Annotated in this window: 17 protein-coding genes and 1 riboswitch; of the genes, 15 read left to right on the forward strand and 2 right to left on the reverse strand. The window is 68.1% G+C overall.

Annotated elements, in window-relative coordinates; translation table 11 throughout:
* Positions 1-53: 53 nt before the first annotated feature.
* From IB273_RS06785 to IB273_RS06855, 15 genes are all read left to right on the forward strand, one after another.
* Entirely contained in the window at positions 54-965 is a 912-nt protein-coding gene (locus IB273_RS06785; protein ID WP_081520511.1) for a bile acid:sodium symporter family protein, read from the forward strand.
* The gene (locus tag IB273_RS06790; protein ID WP_192223625.1) at positions 962-1,705 is read left to right on the forward strand and encodes a sulfite exporter TauE/SafE family protein; all 744 of its coding nucleotides are present in this window, start codon (positions 962-964) and stop codon (positions 1,703-1,705) included. The genes IB273_RS06785 and IB273_RS06790 overlap by 4 nt, the downstream gene beginning before the upstream one ends.
* A complete protein-coding gene (locus tag IB273_RS06795; protein WP_192223626.1) occupies positions 1,702-3,495 on the forward strand; it encodes an N-acyl-D-amino-acid deacylase family protein in 1,794 nt (597 codons plus the stop codon). The genes IB273_RS06790 and IB273_RS06795 overlap by 4 nt, the downstream gene beginning before the upstream one ends.
* Positions 3,496-3,654: 159 nt before the next feature.
* Entirely contained in the window at positions 3,655-3,795 is a 141-nt protein-coding gene (locus tag IB273_RS06800) for a hypothetical protein (RefSeq protein WP_192223627.1), read from the forward strand.
* 123 nt (positions 3,796-3,918) lie between these two features.
* Entirely contained in the window at positions 3,919-5,088 is a 1,170-nt protein-coding gene (locus tag IB273_RS06805; RefSeq protein WP_192223628.1) for an MFS transporter, read from the forward strand.
* Positions 5,089-5,310: 222 nt separating this feature from the next.
* Positions 5,311-5,415, forward strand: a riboswitch (guanidine-I (ykkC/yxkD leader).
* Positions 5,416-5,459: 44 nt separating this feature from the next.
* Positions 5,460-6,467, forward strand: coding sequence for an ABC transporter substrate-binding protein (locus IB273_RS06810; RefSeq protein ID WP_225610085.1), 1,008 nt, complete (start codon positions 5,460-5,462; stop codon positions 6,465-6,467).
* A gap of 50 nt (positions 6,468-6,517) precedes the next feature.
* Positions 6,518-7,540 carry a fatty acid desaturase family protein gene (locus tag IB273_RS06815; RefSeq protein WP_081520516.1) on the forward strand — a complete coding sequence of 341 codons (1,023 nt, stop codon included), beginning with the start codon at positions 6,518-6,520 and terminating at the stop codon, positions 7,538-7,540.
* 2 nt (positions 7,541-7,542) lie between these two features.
* On the forward strand, positions 7,543-8,316 hold the full coding sequence (locus IB273_RS06820; protein WP_192223629.1) for an SDR family NAD(P)-dependent oxidoreductase: 774 nt from the start codon (positions 7,543-7,545) through the stop codon (positions 8,314-8,316).
* A complete protein-coding gene (locus tag IB273_RS06825; RefSeq protein ID WP_081520518.1) occupies positions 8,316-9,065 on the forward strand; it encodes an SDR family NAD(P)-dependent oxidoreductase in 750 nt (249 codons plus the stop codon). The genes IB273_RS06820 and IB273_RS06825 overlap by 1 nt, the downstream gene beginning before the upstream one ends.
* A complete protein-coding gene (locus tag IB273_RS06830; RefSeq protein ID WP_192223630.1) occupies positions 9,065-9,940 on the forward strand; it encodes a DMT family transporter in 876 nt (291 codons plus the stop codon). The genes IB273_RS06825 and IB273_RS06830 overlap by 1 nt, the downstream gene beginning before the upstream one ends.
* Complete coding sequence (locus IB273_RS06835) at positions 9,937-10,701, forward strand: creatininase (protein ID WP_192210951.1); 765 nt, start codon at positions 9,937-9,939, stop codon at positions 10,699-10,701. Before IB273_RS06830 ends, IB273_RS06835 begins: the two co-directional genes overlap by 4 nt.
* Positions 10,698-11,336, forward strand: coding sequence for a cysteine hydrolase family protein (locus tag IB273_RS06840; RefSeq protein ID WP_269140624.1), 639 nt, complete (start codon positions 10,698-10,700; stop codon positions 11,334-11,336). Before IB273_RS06835 ends, IB273_RS06840 begins: the two co-directional genes overlap by 4 nt.
* On the forward strand, positions 11,324-12,091 hold the full coding sequence (locus IB273_RS06845; protein ID WP_192223631.1) for a hypothetical protein: 768 nt from the start codon (positions 11,324-11,326) through the stop codon (positions 12,089-12,091). Before IB273_RS06840 ends, IB273_RS06845 begins: the two co-directional genes overlap by 13 nt.
* Positions 12,088-12,918, forward strand: a complete 831-nt coding sequence (locus tag IB273_RS06850; RefSeq protein ID WP_192223632.1) for an ABC transporter permease — start codon at positions 12,088-12,090, stop codon at positions 12,916-12,918. Before IB273_RS06845 ends, IB273_RS06850 begins: the two co-directional genes overlap by 4 nt.
* A 5-nt stretch (positions 12,919-12,923) precedes the next feature.
* On the forward strand, positions 12,924-13,769 hold the full coding sequence (locus tag IB273_RS06855) for an ABC transporter ATP-binding protein (protein WP_192223633.1): 846 nt from the start codon (positions 12,924-12,926) through the stop codon (positions 13,767-13,769).
* Positions 13,770-13,971: 202 nt separating this feature from the next.
* Here IB273_RS06855 and putA read toward each other — a convergent pair whose 3' ends face one another.
* A complete protein-coding gene (putA, locus tag IB273_RS06860) occupies positions 13,972-17,910 on the reverse strand; it encodes a trifunctional transcriptional regulator/proline dehydrogenase/L-glutamate gamma-semialdehyde dehydrogenase (protein WP_192223634.1) in 3,939 nt (1,312 codons plus the stop codon).
* Between the two features lie 399 nt (positions 17,911-18,309).
* Positions 18,310-18,633 carry a winged helix-turn-helix transcriptional regulator gene (locus IB273_RS06865; RefSeq protein ID WP_081520525.1) on the reverse strand — a complete coding sequence of 108 codons (324 nt, stop codon included), beginning with the start codon at positions 18,631-18,633 and terminating at the stop codon, positions 18,310-18,312.
* Positions 18,634-18,701 lie beyond the last annotated feature (68 nt).

Raw genomic sequence — 18,701 nt, forward strand, 5'->3', positions numbered from 1 at the left:
GCCGGCTACTGCCCGTTCGCCATTCCCCGCCCACCTGCTGCGGGAGAACGGCGATGCCTGAAGTCCATCTCGAATTCTCCGGCGGTTCGATGATCGCGTTGAACGCCATCATCGCCCTGATGATGTTCGGTGTATCGCTGGAACTGCGCCGCGACGACTTCGCCCGCATCCTGCGCCAGCCCAAGGCGCCGGTGATCGGCATGCTCGTGCAGTTCCTGCTGCTGCCCGCCGCCACCTGCCTGCTGACCATCGCCCTGCCGATCGACCCGGAACTGGCGCTGGGGATGATCCTGGTCGCCACCTGCCCCAGCGGCACCTTCTCCAACATCATGACCTGGATGGCCCGCGGCAACGTCGCGGTGTCGGCCAGCGTCACTGCCGTATCGGGGCTGAGCGCGGGCATCTTCACGCCGCTGAACTTCGCCCTCTACGCGGGGCTGAACCCAGCGACCCGCGACCGCCTCACGCAGATCCACATCGACCCGCTGGAACTGGTGGGCGTCGTGGTGCTGGTGCTGATCCTGCCGATGCTGCTGGGCATGGCCCTGGGCCGGCACAAACCGCAGCTCGCGCAGCGCCTGGAGAAGCCGCTGCGGCAGTTGTCGCTCCTGGTGATGCTCGGCTTCGTCGGCATGGCCTTCGCCAAGAACTTCCAGCAGTTCATGGGCTACTTCCACCTGTTCTTCTGGCTGGTGCTGCTACTCAACGGCACTGCATTGCTGCTGGGCTACACCTGCGCGCGGCTGTGGAAGCTGCCGGACGCCGACGTGCGTGCGGTGACCCTGGAAAGCGGCATTCACAACTCCGCGCTGGGCATGGCGCTGATCCTCACCTTCTTCCCGCAGGCCGGCGGCATGCTCCTGATCGCGGCGTTCTGGGGCTGCTGGCAGCTGTTCTCCGGGCTGGTACTGGCGCAACTCTGGGCGCGCCGCGAACCCCGCGCCGCCGCGGTGACGGCGTCATGAATGCGCCCGCCCTCGCCCTCGGCGGTTTCATCCTGCTGGCCTACACCCTGGAAGCCATCACCGGCTTCGGCAGCGTGGTGATCGCCCTGTCCCTCGGCGCGCTGCTGATGCCCATCGAGACACTGCTGCCGATCCTGGTGCCGCTGAACATCGGCATGACCGGCTACCTGTGCTGGCGCCACCGCCGCCTGATCGACACGCGCCTGCTGCTGCGCACCGTACTGCCGGGGATGCTCATCGGCATGCTGATCGGCTACCTGCTGTTGCCGCACCTGGACCCGCAACCGCTCAAGCGCGGCCTTGGCGTGCTGATCCTCTGGTTCGCCGGCCGTGAGTTGTGGCGTCTGCGCGCCAGTGCCCCGGAGCGCGGCAGAACGCCCAACTGGGTGGTGCGCCTGGCCACCGGCGCCGCCGGGGTCTGCCATGGCCTGTTCGCTTCCGGCGGGCCACTACTGGTCTACGCGCTCTCGACCCGCCCGCTGGACAAGACCCGCCTGCGCGCCACCCTGGTCTGCGTCTGGTTCACCCTCAACGGCCTGCTGACCTTTGCCTTCCTCCTCGACGGCCGCCTGCGCCCGGCGCTGCCCCAGGTGCTCGCCTACGCGCCCCTGCTGCTGCTCGGCGTATGGCTGGGCGAACGCCTGCACCACCGCTTCGAGGAACACCACTTCCGCCTCGCCATCCACTGCCTGCTGCTGGTCAGCGGCGTCCTGCTGCTGTCGCCCTGGAGCCTCCTGTGAGCTACGACATCATCATCAAGAACGGCCTGTACTTCGACGGCAGCGATGCCCCCGGCAGCCTGCGCCACGTCGGCATCAAGGATGGCCGCATCGACACCCTGAGCGTCAGTCCGCTGGCCGAAAGCGGCTGCACGCAGATCATCGACGCCGCCGGCAAGTGGGTCACTCCCGGCTTCCTGGAAATCCACTCGCACTACGATGCCGAAGCCATCGCCGCGCCGGCGCTGAAGGAGTCGGTGCGCCATGGCGTGACCACCGTGTCGGTGGGCTCCTGCTCCATCAGCATGGTGCTGGGCGAGGCCGAGGACTGTTCGGACCTGTTCACCCGTGTCGAAGCCGTGCCCCGCGAGCAGGTGCTGCCGATCCTGCGTGACAAGCGCACCTGGAAGGACGCCAAAGGCTACCGCGCCTTCTACGACCAGCAGCCGCTGGGGCCCAACCTCTGCTCCTTCCTCGGCCACTCGGAGCTGCGCGTCACGGTAATGGGCCTGGAGCGCGCCATCAGCGGCGCCAAGCCCACGGAAGCCGAGCTGCAACGCATGGAGGAACTGCTGGAACAGGCGCTGGACGCCGGCTGCTTCGGTCTCTCGGTGATGACCACGCGGCTGGACAAGATGGACGGCGACCGTGCCTGGTCCAGCCCGCTGCCCTCCACCTTTGCCAGCTGGAAGGAATTCTCCCGCCTGTTCGCGGTGTTGCGCCGGCGCAACGCGCTGATGCAGGGCGCACCCAACGCGGTCACCAAGATCAACGTGTTCGCCTTCCTCTACCAGGCTCACGGCTGGTTCCGCCGCCCGCTCAAGTGCTCGATGCTCACTGCGCTGGACTTGAAATCCCAGCCCTTCATGCACCGCATCACCCGCGCCTCCGGTTGGGTCGCCAACCGCCTGCTGCGCGGCCGCTACCGCTGGCAGACCCTGCCCGCGCCCTTCGTGGTGCGCATCGAGGGGCTGAACATGAACGGCTTCGAGGAGTTCGGCGCCGGCGAGGTGCTGCGCGACATCAAGGACCCGGAAGAGCTCTACACGCGCATCCAGGACCCGGCCTTCCGCGAACGCTTCAAGAAAGACATCAAGGCCACCCTCAGCCTCGGCCTGTGGCACCGCAACCTGTCCGACTGCTGGGTGCGCGAATGCCCGGATGCCTCAATGGTCGGGCGCAACTTCGAGGACATCGGCCGCGAGCGCGGTCTGGACCCGGTGGACGCCTTCTTCGAGCTGGCCGGCCAGTACCGCAACGAGCTCAAGTGGACCACCTGCTACGGCAACCACCGCCCGGACATCATGGGCAAGCTGCTGGCCAGCCCCTGGACCCAGCCGGGCTTCGCCGACTCCGGCGCGCACCTGGCTTCCCACGCGCAGTACAACTTCCCGCTGCGCATGCTCAAGTACGTGCGCGATGCCGAACTGGCCGGACAGAGCTTCATGGACACCGGCCGCGCCATCCACCGCCTGACCGGCGAGCTGGCGGATTTCGCCGGGATCGACGCCGGCTACATCCGCGTCGGCGACCGCGCCGATCTGGTGGTGGTCAACCCGGCCGGCCTGACCGATGAGCTGGATGACGTCTGCGAAGCGCCCATGGAGATCATCGGCCTGACGCGGCTGGTGAAGCGCAACGACGATGCGGTGGAGGCCACGCTGATCAACGGGCGCGTGGCCTATCGGCGCGAGAGCGGCTTCCCGGAGGCACTGGGCAAGGAGCGTGGGTTCGGGCGCTTCCTGCCGGGGCGCGATGTGCTGAGCCGCCCGCAGGAAGTGCCGGCCGGGGAACCGGCCTTCGGCCGGTAGTTGCGGCGCACTCGATGGGCGCTGACGATGCCGGCGATCCGCAAGCAGGGCTTACGGTGCCGACGCTTGCCGCGATACCGTGCGGCTGGCCGAGATTGACGCCCTGCCGCGCACTCACTAGAGTGCGCGGTTTCCTACATCCCCCGTAATACCTGCACCATGACCCCGTTCTACCGCTTCGCCGACCCGAGCCTCGCCCTGCTGCGAGAGCCTCCGCGCGTACGCAAGATTGATACGGTGCTGCGCCGTCGCCGCAGCGTGCTGTTCGCCTTCACCTTCTCTCCGCCCTCCGGCTGCTGAGCCGGAAGCCGCGCGTTCGCGCCGGCATTTCCGCATTCCGATTCCGCCCTCCGGTAAGCGCCGGCGGGCTCGTTCGCATGTGTTCGCCCTACGGCCTGAGCGCCGGGGCAAGAGAAGGTTTCCATGAATACCCCAAGCCCCCTCAACAAACCGCTTCTCGCGGTGCTGCTGTTCGCCGTCTCCATCGTCGGCCTGAGCCTGGGCGCGACTTTGCCGCTGGTAGCGCTGCGCCTGCTGGACAACGGCGCCAGCGCGCTGCAGATCGGCGTCCTGTCGGCGGTGCCAGCGGCCGGCATGATCCTCGCCGCCACCCTGGTGGACCGCGCCTGCCAGCTGATGAGCCGGCGCCGCCTGTACCTGCTGTGCTTCGTGCTGTGTACCGCGAGCACCGCAGCCATCGAATTCAGCAGCCACTCCCTCTGGCTGCTGGCGGCGGCACGCCTGGCACTGGGCGTCGGCATGGGCATCGCGATCATCCTCGGCGAAGCCTGGGTCAACGAGCTGTGCGGCGAGAAGAACCGCGGCACCATCGTGGCCCTCTATGCCACCAGCTTCACCGCCTTCCAGCTGCTCGGCCCGACACTGGTGGCGCTGCTCGGCGCGCAGACGCCCTGGGTGGTGCTGCTGGTCAGCGCAGGGCACCTGATCGCCCTGGCCACCGTGGCCTTCGCCATGCCCGAGGAAGGCATTCACGAACACGTCGAGGAGCCACGCAGCTTCTCCCTGGCCGGTTTCCTGCGGGTGGCTCCTGCGCTGTGCATGGGCGTGCTGTTCTTCTCTTTCTTCGACAGCGTGGTGCTCTCGCTCTTCCCCGTTTACGCCTCCAGTCACGGCTACGCGGTGGGCATCGCTGCGTTCATGGCGACGGTGATCCTGCTCGGCGACATGCTCTGCCAGCTGCCGCTGGGCTGGCTGTCCGACCGCCTCGACCGACCCACCCTGCACCTTGCCTGCGGCGTCGCGGCGATGCTGATCGGCCTCGCCCTGCCCTGGCTGATCAGCCAGCCGGCGCTGCTGTGGCCGGCGCTGATGCTACTGGGCGCAGTGGCCGGTGGCGTCTACACCCTGGCACTGGTGCTGATCGGCCAGCGCTTCCGCGGCCGAGACCTGGTCACCGCCAACGCCGCTGCCGGCATGCTGTGGGGCGTCGGCAGCCTGCTCGGGCCGCTGCTCAGCGGCAGCCTGATGGACCTCGGCCCGCAAGGCGTGCCGGTCGCACTGGCACTCGCCGCCGGGCTGTTCGTGGCCACGGCTGCCGCCTCGCTGCGGCGCACCGCCCTGCGCACCGCCTGATGCCTCAATAGAAGGCAAGACGCATCGACTTGGTGCCGGCCATGGCCCGGCCGGCACCCACCCTGCACCGGGGATTTCCGCTAAGCGATTGAAATCCCCGGTGGTTTTTGGGGTTTCGGAAAAGCTGGCATTTCAATTGCTCTGTCCCCTGCAACGGGATGCATCACCCACGGCAAGGTAGCCACCGGGTGGGCGAACGCTGCAAGGCACACTGGAGTTGCACCACAGGCGAACTAGGGTTCCGGTCTTTCGCAAGAAAGGCGTCTGGTCCGAGAGTTTTCCGGCCCTAGGGACAGGGCTACACGGCGGGAGAAAAGCCCGGGAGACGTGATGTCATCCCGTGCCGATTTCCAACCGTTAGGAGCAATGCCATGACCATGCCGCTTTCCCTGCGTTCCCTGCGCAAGACCCTGCTCGGTGCCTGTCTGCTTGCTGCCGCCGGGGTCGTGCCGCTGACGCTCCAGGCCGCCGAGAAGCTCAAGATCGGCACCGTCGTCTGGGCCGGCTACGCGCCCTTCTACGTCGCCGACAAGCTCGACCTCTACAAGCCCCACGGGCTGAAGGTGGAGCTGCAGTTCTTCAACGATCCGGCGCTGATCCCCACAGCCATGACCGGCGGCGCCCTCGACGGCGGCATGCTCACCTACGACCAGGTGGTCGGCGGTGTCGCCAAGGGGCAGCCGTACCGCGTGGTGATGCCCATCGATTTCTCCAACGGCGGGGACGCCATCGTCGCCGACAAGTCGATCAAGTCGGTCGCCGATTTCAAGGGCAGAAAGATCGGCTTCAACCCGCTCTCGCCATCCGATTTCCTGCTCGCCTACGCGCTCAAGAGCCACGGCCTGAGCGACAAGGACATCAACCCGGTGAACATGACGCCCGAAGGCATCCCCGGCGCCATGGCCTCCGGCAGCCTGCCGGTGGGCGTGACTTACGAGCCCAACGTCTCGCAGATCCTCGGCATGCCCGGCGACAAGTTCCACGTCGTGTATTCATCCAAGGACGCGCCGGGCCTGATCACCGACGTGCTGGTGTTCAACCAGGAGGTCATCGGCAAACGCCAGAAGGCGATCAGCGCGATGATCCAGGGTTACGTCGACGGTCTGGCCTACATGAAGGCGCACCCGGACGAGTCCGCCGAGATCATCGGCAAGGTGCTGGGCGTCAGCGCCGCCGAGGCCAAGGAGCAGATGGCCGGGGTCTACAACATCCCGCTGGCGGAGATGAACAGGAACTTCGAGAAATCCGACGCTACCAGCTCCTTCTTCGGCAGCGGCGCGGTGATCGCCCAGTTGCTCAAGGACAACAGTCAGATTCCGGCGATACCCGACTTCGCCCAGACCTTCGACGCGCAGTTCGTCGAGGCCCTCGCCCAGTAAGGCACCCACCGTTCCCGCCGGGAGGGCGGGAACGCCTACGGAGGTTCTTCATGTCCGCGTCCCTGTACCGCTACGCCGATGGCCGGCTGCCCAACAGCCTGGCCCTGGCCTACGCCTTCGGTGGCTACGCCGCCGGCTTCGCCCTGCTGTTCGCCGACAACTGGCTGCTCAATGCCGCCGGCACCCTGCTGCTGGGCCACGCGATGATAGTCGCGGCCTACCTGATCCATGAGTTCGCCCACGGCACCATCTTCGCCAAGCCGGCGCATAACACCTGGGCCGGCGAGGCCTGCAGCTGGCTCTGCGGCAGCTGCTACGCGGGCTTTCAGGACCTGCGCCGCAAGCACATGCGCCACCACGTCGACCGCGCCGACGTGATCACCTTCGACACCAAGGCCTTCCTCGCACGCAGCCCTCGCTGGGTGCGCGCCGTGGTGCTGGCCGCCGAGTGGGCCTACGTACCGGCGGTGGAGCTGATCATGCACTACTACGTGATCCTCCTGCCCTTCATCACCGACAACCCGCGCCATCGCGCCAACCGCCGCCGCGTGGCATTGACCCTGCTGGTGCGCGGCGTGTTGTTCGGCGTGGTCGCCGCCGTGTCGCTCAAGGCGCTGCTGCTCTACTTCGTCGCCTGGACGCTGATGATCATCGTGCTGCGCTTCACCGACGCCTACCAGCACACCTACGACGCCTTCGCGGTGCTGGAGGACGGCGGCAAGATTCCCGACGACAAGTCCCGCGACCGCACCTACGAGCAGATGAACACCTTCTCCAACGTGGTCTCGGTGCGCTGGCCGGTGCTCGACCTGCTGCTGCTCAACTTCGCCTACCACAACGCCCACCACGAGAAACCCGTGGCGCCCTGGTACCGCCTGCGCAAGCTGCACCACGAACTGTACGGCGACGGCTACGCCCAGGTGCTGCCGATGCATCTGCTGTTCAAGGGTTTCCACCAGCACCGCCTGCGCCGCGTGGTGGACGACAACTACGGCGAGGTCGCGCCCGCCGGCAACGACCGTGCCGACGGCTTCTATGGCGCCGTGGGCGTCTCCTTCCTGACGGCGGTCTGAGCATGATCGACTACCGGGGCAAGCGCGTCCTCATCACCGGCGCCGCCAGCGGCATCGGCAAGGGCCTGGCGCGGGCGTTCGCCGAACAGGGCGCGACGCTGGAGCTGCTCGACCGCAACACCGAGGCGCTGCAAGGCGTGGCGGACGGGCTGACAGCACTGTGCGACCTGCGCACCGCCACCCTCGACCTGGGCGACAGCGACGCCATCGCCGCCTTTGCCGACAGCCGCCAGGGCGCTGCGCTCGACGTGCTGATCAACAACGCCGGCGTGGAGTACGCCACGCCGCTGGAGGGCGGCAACGCCGAGACCGACCAGCGCTGGCAGGCATTGCTGGACAACAACGTCGCCTCGATGCTGCGCCTCACCCGCGCCCTGCTGCCGCAACTGCACGCTGGCAGCAGCGTGATCAACCAGGCTTCGATCTGGGGCCTGAAAGGCGTGCCGGGCTTCTCCGCCTATGTCGCCAGCAAGCACGCGGTGATCGGCCTGACCCGCTCACTGGCGTGGGAACTGGGGCCAAGGCGCATTCGCGTCAACGCCGTGTGCCCCGGCTGGATCGCCACCGAAGCGGCCATGCGCTCGCTGCGGGTGATGGCACAAGCCAACGGCCGCAGCGAGGAACACGAACTGGCGCAGATCCTCGCCGCCCAGGCGGTGCCGGAACTGCTCACGCCGGCCGATCTCGCCGGCACCTTCCTGTTCCTCGGCAGTCCGCTGGCCTCGGCGATCACAGGCCAGGCGCTATCGGTCAGCCATGGTGAGGTGATGCACTGATGAAACCGCTCGCAGGACAGACCGCCCTGGTCACCGGCGCCACCCAGGGCATCGGCCGGGCCATCGCCCTGGCGCTGGCGGGAGCCGGCGCGCAGGTGTGGATCAACCACCTCGACCAGCCAGAAGCTGCCACCGCGCTGGTAGCGCGCATCGCCTCCAGCGGGGGGCGCGCCTATGCCGTACAGGCCGACGTCGCGGAGCCGGAACAGGTCGCCGAGATGTTCGCCCGCGTGCTCGCCGAAGGCGAGCTGGACATCTTGGTCAACAACGCCGGGATCATCCTGGAAAAGCCCTTCCTCGATACCAGCGAAGACGACTGGGCGAACCTGCTCGGCGTCGACCTGCACGCTGTCTACCGCTGCTGCCGCCATGCCCTGACGCACATGCAGGCGCGCGGCAGCGGCAGCATCGTCAACATTGCCTCGGAGCTGGGCCAGCTCGGCCGCGAACGCTACGCCGCGTACTGCGCCGCCAAGGCCGGGGTGATCGGCCTGACCAAGGCGCTGGCGCGGGAGTTCGCCCCGCACATCCGCATCAACGGCGTGGCGCCGGGTCCGGTGGAGACACCGATGGTCTCGGTCGAGCACATGAGCGCGGCGATGATCGCCCGCGAAACCGCCATCCCCGCCGGCCGCCTCGGCCAGCCGGAGGAGATCGCCGCGGCGGTGCTGTTCCTCGTCTCGCCCGGCGCGAGCTTCTTCCACGGACAGATACTCGGCGCCAATGGCGGCGCCTGGATGGGCGGCTGATGCGCGCGGAAATCGTCCTGCTGCTGGGCGCCGCCATCTGGGGCCTGGGCTGGATGCCCCTGGCGCACTTCGCCGGCCAGGGCCTTGCCGGCATGCCGCTGGTACTTTGCACCTACGGGCTGCTCTGCGCGCTGGCTGTGCCGCTGGTACTGAGCCAGCGCCGGCAGTGGTGGCCGCAACGCGGTGCCCTGCTCGCCATCGGCCTGTTCGGCGGCTGGGCCACGGCCGGGCTGGTGGCGGCGCTCTCCGAGGGCGACGTGGTGCGCGCCATGCTGTTGTTCTATCTCGCGCCGGTCTGGGGCCTGCTCGGTGGCCGGCTGCTGTTCGGCGAACGCCTGACGCCTACGCGAATCGGCGCCCTCGCGCTGGCCATGCTCGGCATTGCCCTGACCCTCGGCATCAGCCACGACACCTTCCGCCCGCTGGCCGCCAGCGACTGGCTGGCGCTCTCCGCCGGCTTCGCCTTCGCCCTCAACAACCTGGCCACCCGCGCCGCCGAGCAGGTCCCGCTGGCCAGCAAGGCAGTGGTCGGCTTCATCGGCAGCGCCGCGCTGGGCGGCCTGTTCTGCCTGCTGCAAGGCACACCGCTGCCTGCCCTCGACGACCACCAATGGGTGCAACTGGCCGGCTTCGGGCTGTTCTGGCTGGCCGCCATGGGCGCTGCGCAATACGGTTTCAGCCATGTCGAGGCGAGCCGCGCCGCGGTGCTGGTGGTGATCGAACTGCTGGTCGCCGTACTCACCGCCGCGTGGTTCGGCGACCGCGAACTGGGCCTGCGCGAATGGCTCGGCGGTTCCCTGGTTCTGGCGGCGGCGCTGATCGCCGCGCGCCCTTCTCCTGACCTTTCCCCCACTCTCTGCGAGGCCGAAACATGACTGTCCGCATGGACCAGCTCAGCTGGGTCGAATACGCGCGCCGGGTGCGCGAGCAATCCCCCGTGGTCTTCCTGCCCTGCGGCGCCACCGAGCAGCACGGCCCGCACCTGCCACTGGGCACCGATGCACTGCTGGCCAGTGCGCTGTGCGAAGACGTCGCCCGCCAGGTCGACGGTCTGGTCGCGCCCGCCCTGTCCTACGGCTACAAGTCCCAGCCCAAGTGCGGCGGCGGCCAGCACTTCTGCGGCACCACCAGCCTCGACGGGCAGACCCTGATCGCCCTGGTGCGCGACGCCGTGCGCGAGTTCGCCCGCCACGGCGTCACCCGCCTGGTGCTGGTGGACGGGCACTACGAGAACCAATGGTTCGTCACCGAGGGCATCCAGCTCGCGCTGCGTGAGCTGGGGCCTTCCAGCCCGCTGGAAGTGATGCGCCTGGAGCACTGGGACTTCTGCAGCGAAGCCACGCTGAACGATGTATTCCCCGACGGCTTCCCCGGCTTCGCGCTGGAGCACGCGGCGGTGATCGAGACCTCGCTGATGCTGCACTACCTGCCCAGCCTGGTGCGCCTGGACCTGATCCCCGACGACGGCCCGGCCGACTTCCCGCCCTACGACATGTACCCCAGCCGCACCGAGTGGGTGCCGCCCTCGGGCGTGCTGTCCTCGGCGCGCGGTTCCAGCGCCGACAAGGGCCTGCGCATGGCGAAGGACATCGTAAAAGGCATCGCCACTGCGGTACGCAAGGAGTTCGAGCTGTGAGCGTCGCCCTGATCGTCATCGACATGCAGCGCGACTTCTGTGCCCCCGGCGGCTACGCCGACCAGGCCGGGCTGGAGATCGGCCGCCTGCGCGCGCCGATCCCGGCCATCTCGCGCCTGCTGGACAGCGCCCGCGCCCTGGGCCTGCTGGTAGTGCACACCCGCGAAGGGCACCGCCCCGACCTCACCGACCTGCACGAGAGCAAGCGCCGCCGTGCCGAACAGGCCGGCGCGCCCATCGGCGCACGCGGCCCGCTGGGGCGGCTGCTGGTGCGTGGTGAGTATGGTCACGACCTGATTGACGAACTGCGCCCGCTGGCCGACGAGCCGGTGATCGACAAACCGGGCTACAGCGCCTTCGCTTACACCGACCTAGACCTGCTGCTGCGTCGGCGCGGCATCGGCCACCTGGTGCTCTGCGGCGTGACCACCGAAGTGTGCGTTTCTTCCACCCAGCGCGCGGCGGTGGAGCTGGGCTACGCCTGTACGCTGGTGAGCGATGCCTGCGGCTCGCCGAGCGCCGAGCTGCACGCCGCCGCCCTGGCCATGGTCGAGGTGGAAGGCGGGCTGTTCGGTCGCGTACTGGACAGCCGTTCCGTGCTCGCCGAATGGGAGGAAAACGCATGCCTGGCCTGAACATCTCCGCAGTACCGCCCGCCTACCTCGGCGTCTGGCAGCGCACCCTGCTGACCACCACCGGCGGTACGCATGACACCAGCACCCGCGTGTACTGGCTACAGACCGAGCGTCTGTTCGCCGACCTGCGCATTCCACTGCCCGCACCCGAAACGCCCGAAGCACTGGCGAACCAGGCCGGTTTTGCAGGCCTCACCGAAATCACTGGCGATATCTGCCAGTGGCACCGCGCAATCGACTTCCAGCCGCCCAATGGCGGCGAGGACATCGGCCGCATGCACTTCGTGGACAGCGAAAAGGTGCTGGAGGACGGCCTGGACGGCAGCTACCACGAAGTCTGGGAGCGCCTGCCCGAGTCGCTCGGGCGCAACCGTGGCACCTGGCTGCTCGGAGCGGACGGCCGTCAGGGCTGCCTGCTGCTGGCCGGCGACTGCTTCCTGTTCGCCGCCGGGCGGCGCCTGCCGCTGCCCCACGCACCATCGCTGGCCGCACTGCTCGACAGCGACACCCCCGAGCTGCTGGGTTTCGAACTGAGCTTTGGCCGCCACCAGGGTGGCGTAGCCCCCTGGCGCATCGAACTGAGCACCCTGCCGGCGCGCATCGGCGCCCGACTATTGCCCAGCGATGCCGATCCCGACCACCCCGAGCTGCTGCGCGACGCCCACTGGCTCAATAGCCTCGGCGCCACCCCGCCCGCCGGTGGCTGGCAAGCCTGCGAGCTGCCCCTGTACCCCGATGAGGAGGTGACGCCATGACCGCCCACCAGCCCCTGCCCCGCCCCGTCGCGCAACCCGCACGCCAGCGCTGGTGGGTGATCCGCGGCGAGCTGCCACGCAGCGCCATCTGGTCCCTGGCCGCCGCCGGCCTGCTGCTGCCGTTGCTGCTCTGGTGGGCCTACAGCGCTGCCGGTCTGGCCAACCCGATGTTCTTCCCCGGCCCGGACGCCGTGCTCAAGCGCATCGGCCACTGGTGGAGCGACGAGGGCCTGCTGGGCGATATCGCCATCAGTGTCTACCGGGTCATGGCCGGCTTCCTCGCCTCGGCGGTGATCGCCCTGCCGCTGGGGCTGTACATCGGCACCTACCGCCCGGTGCAGGCTTTCCTCGAACCGCTCACCGATTTCATCCGCTACATGCCGGCGGTGGCCTTCATTCCGCTGGTGATGCTCTGGGTCGGCATCGACGAGGGTTCCAAGGTGCTGATCATTTTCATCGGCACCTTCTTCCAGATGGTGCTGATGGTCGCCGAGGACGTGCGCCGCGTGCCCATGGCGCAGATCGAGGCGGCGCAGACCATGGGCGCCAGCCGCGCCGAGACGATTCGCCTGGTAGTGCTGCCCTCGGCGCGTCCGGCGCTGCTGGACACCCTGCGCATCACCTGCGGCTGGGCCTGGACCTATCTGGTGGTGGCCGAGCTGGTGGCCGCCAACTCCGGCCTGGGCTACGCCATCCTGCGCGCCCAGCGCTACATGCAGACCGACAAGATCTTCGCCGGCATCCTGCTGATCGGCGTCATCGGCCTGCTCACCGACCAGGCGTTCCGCTGGCTCGGCCGGGTCGCCTTCCCCTGGATGAAGAGGTAAGCCTGATGAGCCAGAACAAGATCGCCATTCGCCACGTCGACAAGGTCTTCAGCAGCCAGGGCCGGCACGTGCAGGCGCTGCAGGACGTGAACCTGGAGATTCGCGCCAACGAGTTCGTCACCTTCGTCGGCGCCTCGGGCTGCGGCAAGTCCACCCTGCTGCGCAGCATCGGCGGGCTGGAGCGCCACAGCGGCGGCGAAATCCTCGTCGATGGCCGCGCGGTGGACGGCCCCGGCATCGACCGCGCCATGGTGTTCCAGCACTACAGCCTCTACCCCTGGCTGCGGGTGATGGAGAACATCAAGTTCTGCCGCCGGCTCAAGGTGGTGTCAGACACCGTGCGCGGCGATGCAGACGTGGAAGTCGCCAGCGGCCGTGCCGATGCGCTGCTCAACCTGATGGGCCTGTCGGCCTTCGCCCAGGCCTACCCCAGCCAGCTCTCCGGCGGCATGCAGCAGCGGGTGGCGATCGCCCGTGCGCTGATGCCCAAGCCGCAGATCCTGCTGATGGACGAGCCCTTCGGCGCGCTGGACGCGCAGACCCGCGAAGTGATGCACGACCTGATCCGCCACGTGCATCGCCTGGAGAACAGCACCATCCTGTTCGTCACCCACGACGTCGACGAGGCGATCTACCTGGGTGGCCGCGTGGTGCTGATGGCGCCGCGCCCCGGTCGCATCGACAGCGTCTACGAGGTGCCGCTGCCGGCCGAGCGCAACCAGGACATGAAGATGGCCCCCGAATTCATCGCCCTGAAGAAGGAAATCCTCGCGCGCATCCGCGAGACCTCGGGCATGAGCACTGACTTGGAACTGCTGGAGCAGCTGACCCGCACTGCGGCGCCGGTCTGAGTCGGCAGGAAAGGAATCGGCGGAGCGGATAGCCCCGCCGTTGTGCCGGGCGCCGGGCCCGAGACGGATTGCGCAGGAAGCGCGAGAGTAACGGCCTGCCGGGAACGGGTAGCTCCGCCCAAGGGCTGGCAGGCCGGTTGGCCGCGGCAAGCGGCCGTAAGACTGGCCGGAAGCGCCCGGTAAGGCGCTTCCGGCACCGTCATCAGCCGATTGTCATCAGGCTGGCGTTGCCGCCGGCAGCGGCGGTGTTGACGCTCAGGGCACGCTCGATCAGCAGGCGTTCCAGCGGGATGTCGGTTTCCCCGCGGTTCAGCCCGGTGACGCCGACGATGGCGCCCTTGCGCTTGCTCGCCTGTTCGCAGACTGCACGCAGCTGGTCGGAGTCGCCGTGGTGCAGGATGGCGTCGAACACCTTGTCGGTCGCGCTCCAGTCGGCGATCAGCTCGATGCGCTGGGCGACTTCCTTGGGCAGTTCCTTGACCACAGCGGCATTGGACTCGGCCACCAGCGGACGGCTGCCGACGCTGAGCACGGCGGCCAGCTGGGCCAGCAGGTCGGCGCGGTCTTCCGCCAGGCACAGCACATGCTCGCGCGGCAGCAGGGTGTAAGTGTTGCGCTCGCCAGTCGGGCCGGTGAGTACCTGCTGGGTGAAGCTCTGCGCCAATTCACCGTAGCCACCGAGCAGGGTCGCCAGGGCGGCGTCCTTCTGCCCTGCCCACTTGGTCAGCGCGTCCACGGCCTGCTGGGCATCCTTCGGCCGCGGCAGCGCCTGGGCGCCGTCGCCCTTGAGCTGGTTGGCCACGGCATCCTGCGGACGGGTCGACAGCAGGCGATACAGGTACAGCGGGCCGCCGGCCTTCGGACCGGTGCCGGACAGGCCTTCACCACCGAAGGGCTGCACGCCGACCACGGCGCCAACCACGTTGCGGTTCACGTAGAGGTTGCCGACATGGGCGGTGCCGACGACCTGGGCGATAGTCTCGTCGATGCGGGTGTGTACGCCCAGGGTCAGGCCATAGCCGGATTCGTTGATCTGCGCGAGCAGCTGGTCCAGGTCGGCGCGCTGGTAGCGCACCACGTGCAGCACCGGGCCGAAGATTTCACGCTTGAGCTCGCTGAAGCTGTCCAGCTCGATCAGGGTGGGCACGACGAAGGTGCCGCGCTTGATTTCCTCGGCATCCACGCGAGCACTCTGGAAGACCTTGCGGCCTTTGTCGCGCAGGGTCTGGATGTGCTTGTCGATGTTGCCCTTGGCTTCCTCGTCGATCACCGGACCGATGTCGGTGTGCAGGCGCTCCGGCGCACCGACGCGGTACTCGGCCATGGCGCCCTTGAGCATCTGCACCACGCGGTCGGCGGCGTCTTCCTGCACGCACAGCACGCGCAGCGCGGAGCAGCGCTGGCCGGCGCTGTCGAACGCGGAGTTGACCACGTCCACCACCACCTGCTCGGCCAGTGCCGAGGAGTCGACGATCATCGCGTTGAGGCCGCCGGTTTCGGCGATCAGCGGGATGGTGCGGCCCTGGGCGTCGAGGCGGCCGGCGATGTTGCGCTGGAGGATGCCGGCCACTTCGGTGGAACCGGTGAACATCACGCCACGCACGCGCTCGTCGCCCACCAGGCGGGCGCCGACGGTTTCACCACGGCCCGGCAGCAGCTGCACGGCGCCGGCGGGTACGCCGGCTTCCAGCAGGATGCGCACGGCTTGCGCGGCGATCAGCGGAGTCTGCTCGGCGGGCTTGGCCAGCACGGTGTTGCCGGCTGCCAGGGCGGCGGCCACCTGGCCGCTGAAGATCGCCAGCGGGAAGTTCCACGGGCTGATGCACACCACCGGGCCCAGCGGGCGGTGGCTGTCGTTGGCGAAGTGGGTGCTGGCCTGGGCGCCGTAGTAGCGCAGGAAGTCCACCGCCTCGCGCACTTCGGCGATGGCGTTGGCGAAGGTCTTGCCCGACTCGCGCACCAGTACGCCCATCAGCGACTGGATCTCGGCTTCCATCAGGTCGGCGGCACGCTGCAGGATGGCGCCGCGCTCGGCCGGCTGGGTCGATTGCCAGATCTGCGCGCTGGACAGCGCACCGAGGATGGCGTTGTTCACATCGGCTTCGCTGGCCTCACGCACATGACCGACCACGTCGCGCAGGTCGGCCGGGTTGCGTACCGGCTGCGGCTCGCCGGGCGCGGCATCGGCCAGCCCCAGCATCGGCTCGGCGACATAGGCGTGGTTGGTGCTCGACAGCAGCGCCGAGGACAGCGAACCCAGGCGGTGCTCGTTGGCCAGGTCGATGCCGGCGGAGTTCAGGCGACTGTCGCCATAGAGGTCGCGCGGCAGCGGGATGCGCGGGTGCGGCAGGCCCAGGGTGCCTTCCTGCGCGGCCATCTGCTCGACCTGCAGCACCGGGTCGAGCACCAGGTCCTGGAGGGAGATGCTGTGGTCGGCGATGCGGTTGACGAAGGAGGTGTTGGCGCCGTTTTCCAGCAGGCGGCGAACGAGATACGCCAGCAGGGTTTCATGGCTGCCCACCGGGGCGTAGATGCGGCACGGACGGTTGAACTTGCCGTCGGCGACCTTGCCCACCACCTGCTCGTAGAGCGGCTCGCCCATGCCGTGCAGGCACTGGAACTCGTACTGGCCCGGGTAGTAGTTCTGCCCGGCCAGCTGGTAGATGGCCGACAGCGAGTGGGCGTTGTGGGTGGCAAACTGCGGGTAGATGGATTCCGGCACGGCCAGCAGCTTGCGCGCGCAGGCCAGGTAGGACACGTCGGTGTAAGGCTTGCGGGTGTAGACCGGGTAGCCTTCCAGGCCGTTGACCTGGGCCAGCTTGATCTCGCTGTCCCAGTAGGCGCCCTTCACCAGGCGGATCATCAGGCGGTGGCGGCTGCGCTTGGCCAGGTCGATGACGTAGTCGATCACGTACGGGCAGCGCTTCTGATAGGCCTGGATGACGAAGCCGATACCGTTCCAGCCGGCCAGCGACGGCTCGAAGCACAGGCGCTCGAGCAGGTCGAGGGAGATTTCCAGGCGGTCGGCTTCCTCGGCGTCGATGTTGATGCCGATGTCGTAATCGCGGGCCATCTTCACCAGGCCGAGCACGGTCGGGTACAGCTCGTCCATCGCGCGGTCATACTGCGCGCGGCTGTAGCGCGGGTGCAGCGCGGAGAGCTTGATCGAGATGCCCGGGCCTTCGTAGATGCCACGGCCGTGGGAGGCCTTGCCGATGGCATGGATCGCCTGCTCGTAGGAAGCCAGGTAGCGCTTGGCGTCCTCATCGGTCAGCGCGGCTTCGCCGAGCATGTCATAGGAGTAGCGGAAGCCGCGGGACTCCATGTTGGCCGCATTGGCCAGGGCTTCGGCGATGGTTTCGCCGGTGACGAACTGCTCGCCCATCAGGCGCATGGCCATGTCCACGCCCTTGCGGATCAGCGGCTCGCCGGACTTGCCGATGATGCGGTTGAGCGACGAGGACATGCCGGCTTCGGTGTGGGTCGCCACCAGCTTGCCGGTGATCAGCAGGCCCCAGGAGGCGGCGTTGACGAACATCGACGGGCTCTGGCCCAGGTGCTGGCTCCAGTTGCCGTTGCTGATCTTGTCGCGGATCAGCGCGTCACGGGTGGCCTTGTCCGGGATGCGCAGCAGCGCCTCGGCCAGGCACATCAGCGCCACACCTTCCTGCGACGACAGCGAGAACTCCTGCAGCAGACCCTGCACCAGGCCCTGACGGCCACCGGCGTTCTTCTGGTTACGCAGCTTCTCGGCGATGCCCAGGGCCATCTTGCTGGCGGCGCCGGCCTGCTCTTTCGGCAGGCGGGCAAGGTCCAGCAGCATCGGCAGCGCTTCGGTTTCCGGGCGGCGGTAGGCGGCGGTGATGGCCGCACGCAGCACGGACTGCGGCAGGATGCTTTCGGCGAAATCGAGGAAGACCTGCAACCCTTGTTCGTTCAGCGAATCCAGCGACTCCTCGCCCGCCGCCGCTGCCAGGCCGGATTGTTCGGCCGGGGTCAGCCCGCCTTCCACCTGCTCCAGGTAGGAGAAGATGGCCTGCTTGATCAGCCAGTGCGGGGTACGGTCGAGTTGCTGGGCAGCCAGCTTGAGGCGCTCGCGGGTGGCGTCGTCGAGCTTCACGCCAAGGGTGGTGGTGGCCATGGGGCTTCCTGTTGTTAGAAGGTTTGCCTGAAAACGGCGCAAGGTTATACCGCCGATTCTCAAGGTGCAACCAGGTGCAACCCAATAAAAACAAGCCTTTGGTCGTACGCGCAGATCCGGTGCAACCGGTGACATTTCCCACACACGGCGCTACCAAACGGAGCACGGCCACGGGCTCGCCCGGCTGCAACCCGCAGGGGCTGGCTGGACGGCAGGAAGAAAGCAGTGTTCGTGCCAGGGCTGGAAAAGGTGCAACCCGAAATTCGCAGGGGAACACCCTGTAGGAGCGAGCCATGCTTGCGATCGGCCGGCAGGGCCTGCGCTGGCAGCGGCACAACCGCCAGCGGTAGCGGCGAAGCGCGCCTTCAGCAGCGTTCCGTGGGGCCTGGCGCCCCCGCCCTACAGCTCCGGACGGGCCTTGAGCCAGAGGCCGAAGGTCTTGATCACCTCGACCACCGGCCGCAGCCGGTCGCCGTCATCGCTCAGGCAGTACTCCACGCGCGGTGGAACCTCGGGATACACGGTGCGAGTCACCAGCCCCGCCTCTTCCAGCGCACGCAGCTCGGCGGTCAGCACCCGCTGGGAAATCTCCGGCATGTCACGGCGCAACTCGTTGAAGCGCTTGCTGCCGTCGAGCAGGTAAGACACCAGCAACAGCCGCCAGCGACCACCGATCACCCGCATGGCTTCCTCGACCGAGCAGCCCGAAACGTTCTTCTTCATCTTTGCTTCCCGGTAACCTTTTTGTGCCCAGCGCACAAAAAAGTGCGTTCTTACGCGCCGCATCGGGG

The organism is Pseudomonas sp. PDM19 (genome assembly GCF_014852215.1).
Classification (GTDB): Bacteria; Pseudomonadota; Gammaproteobacteria; order Pseudomonadales; family Pseudomonadaceae; genus Pseudomonas.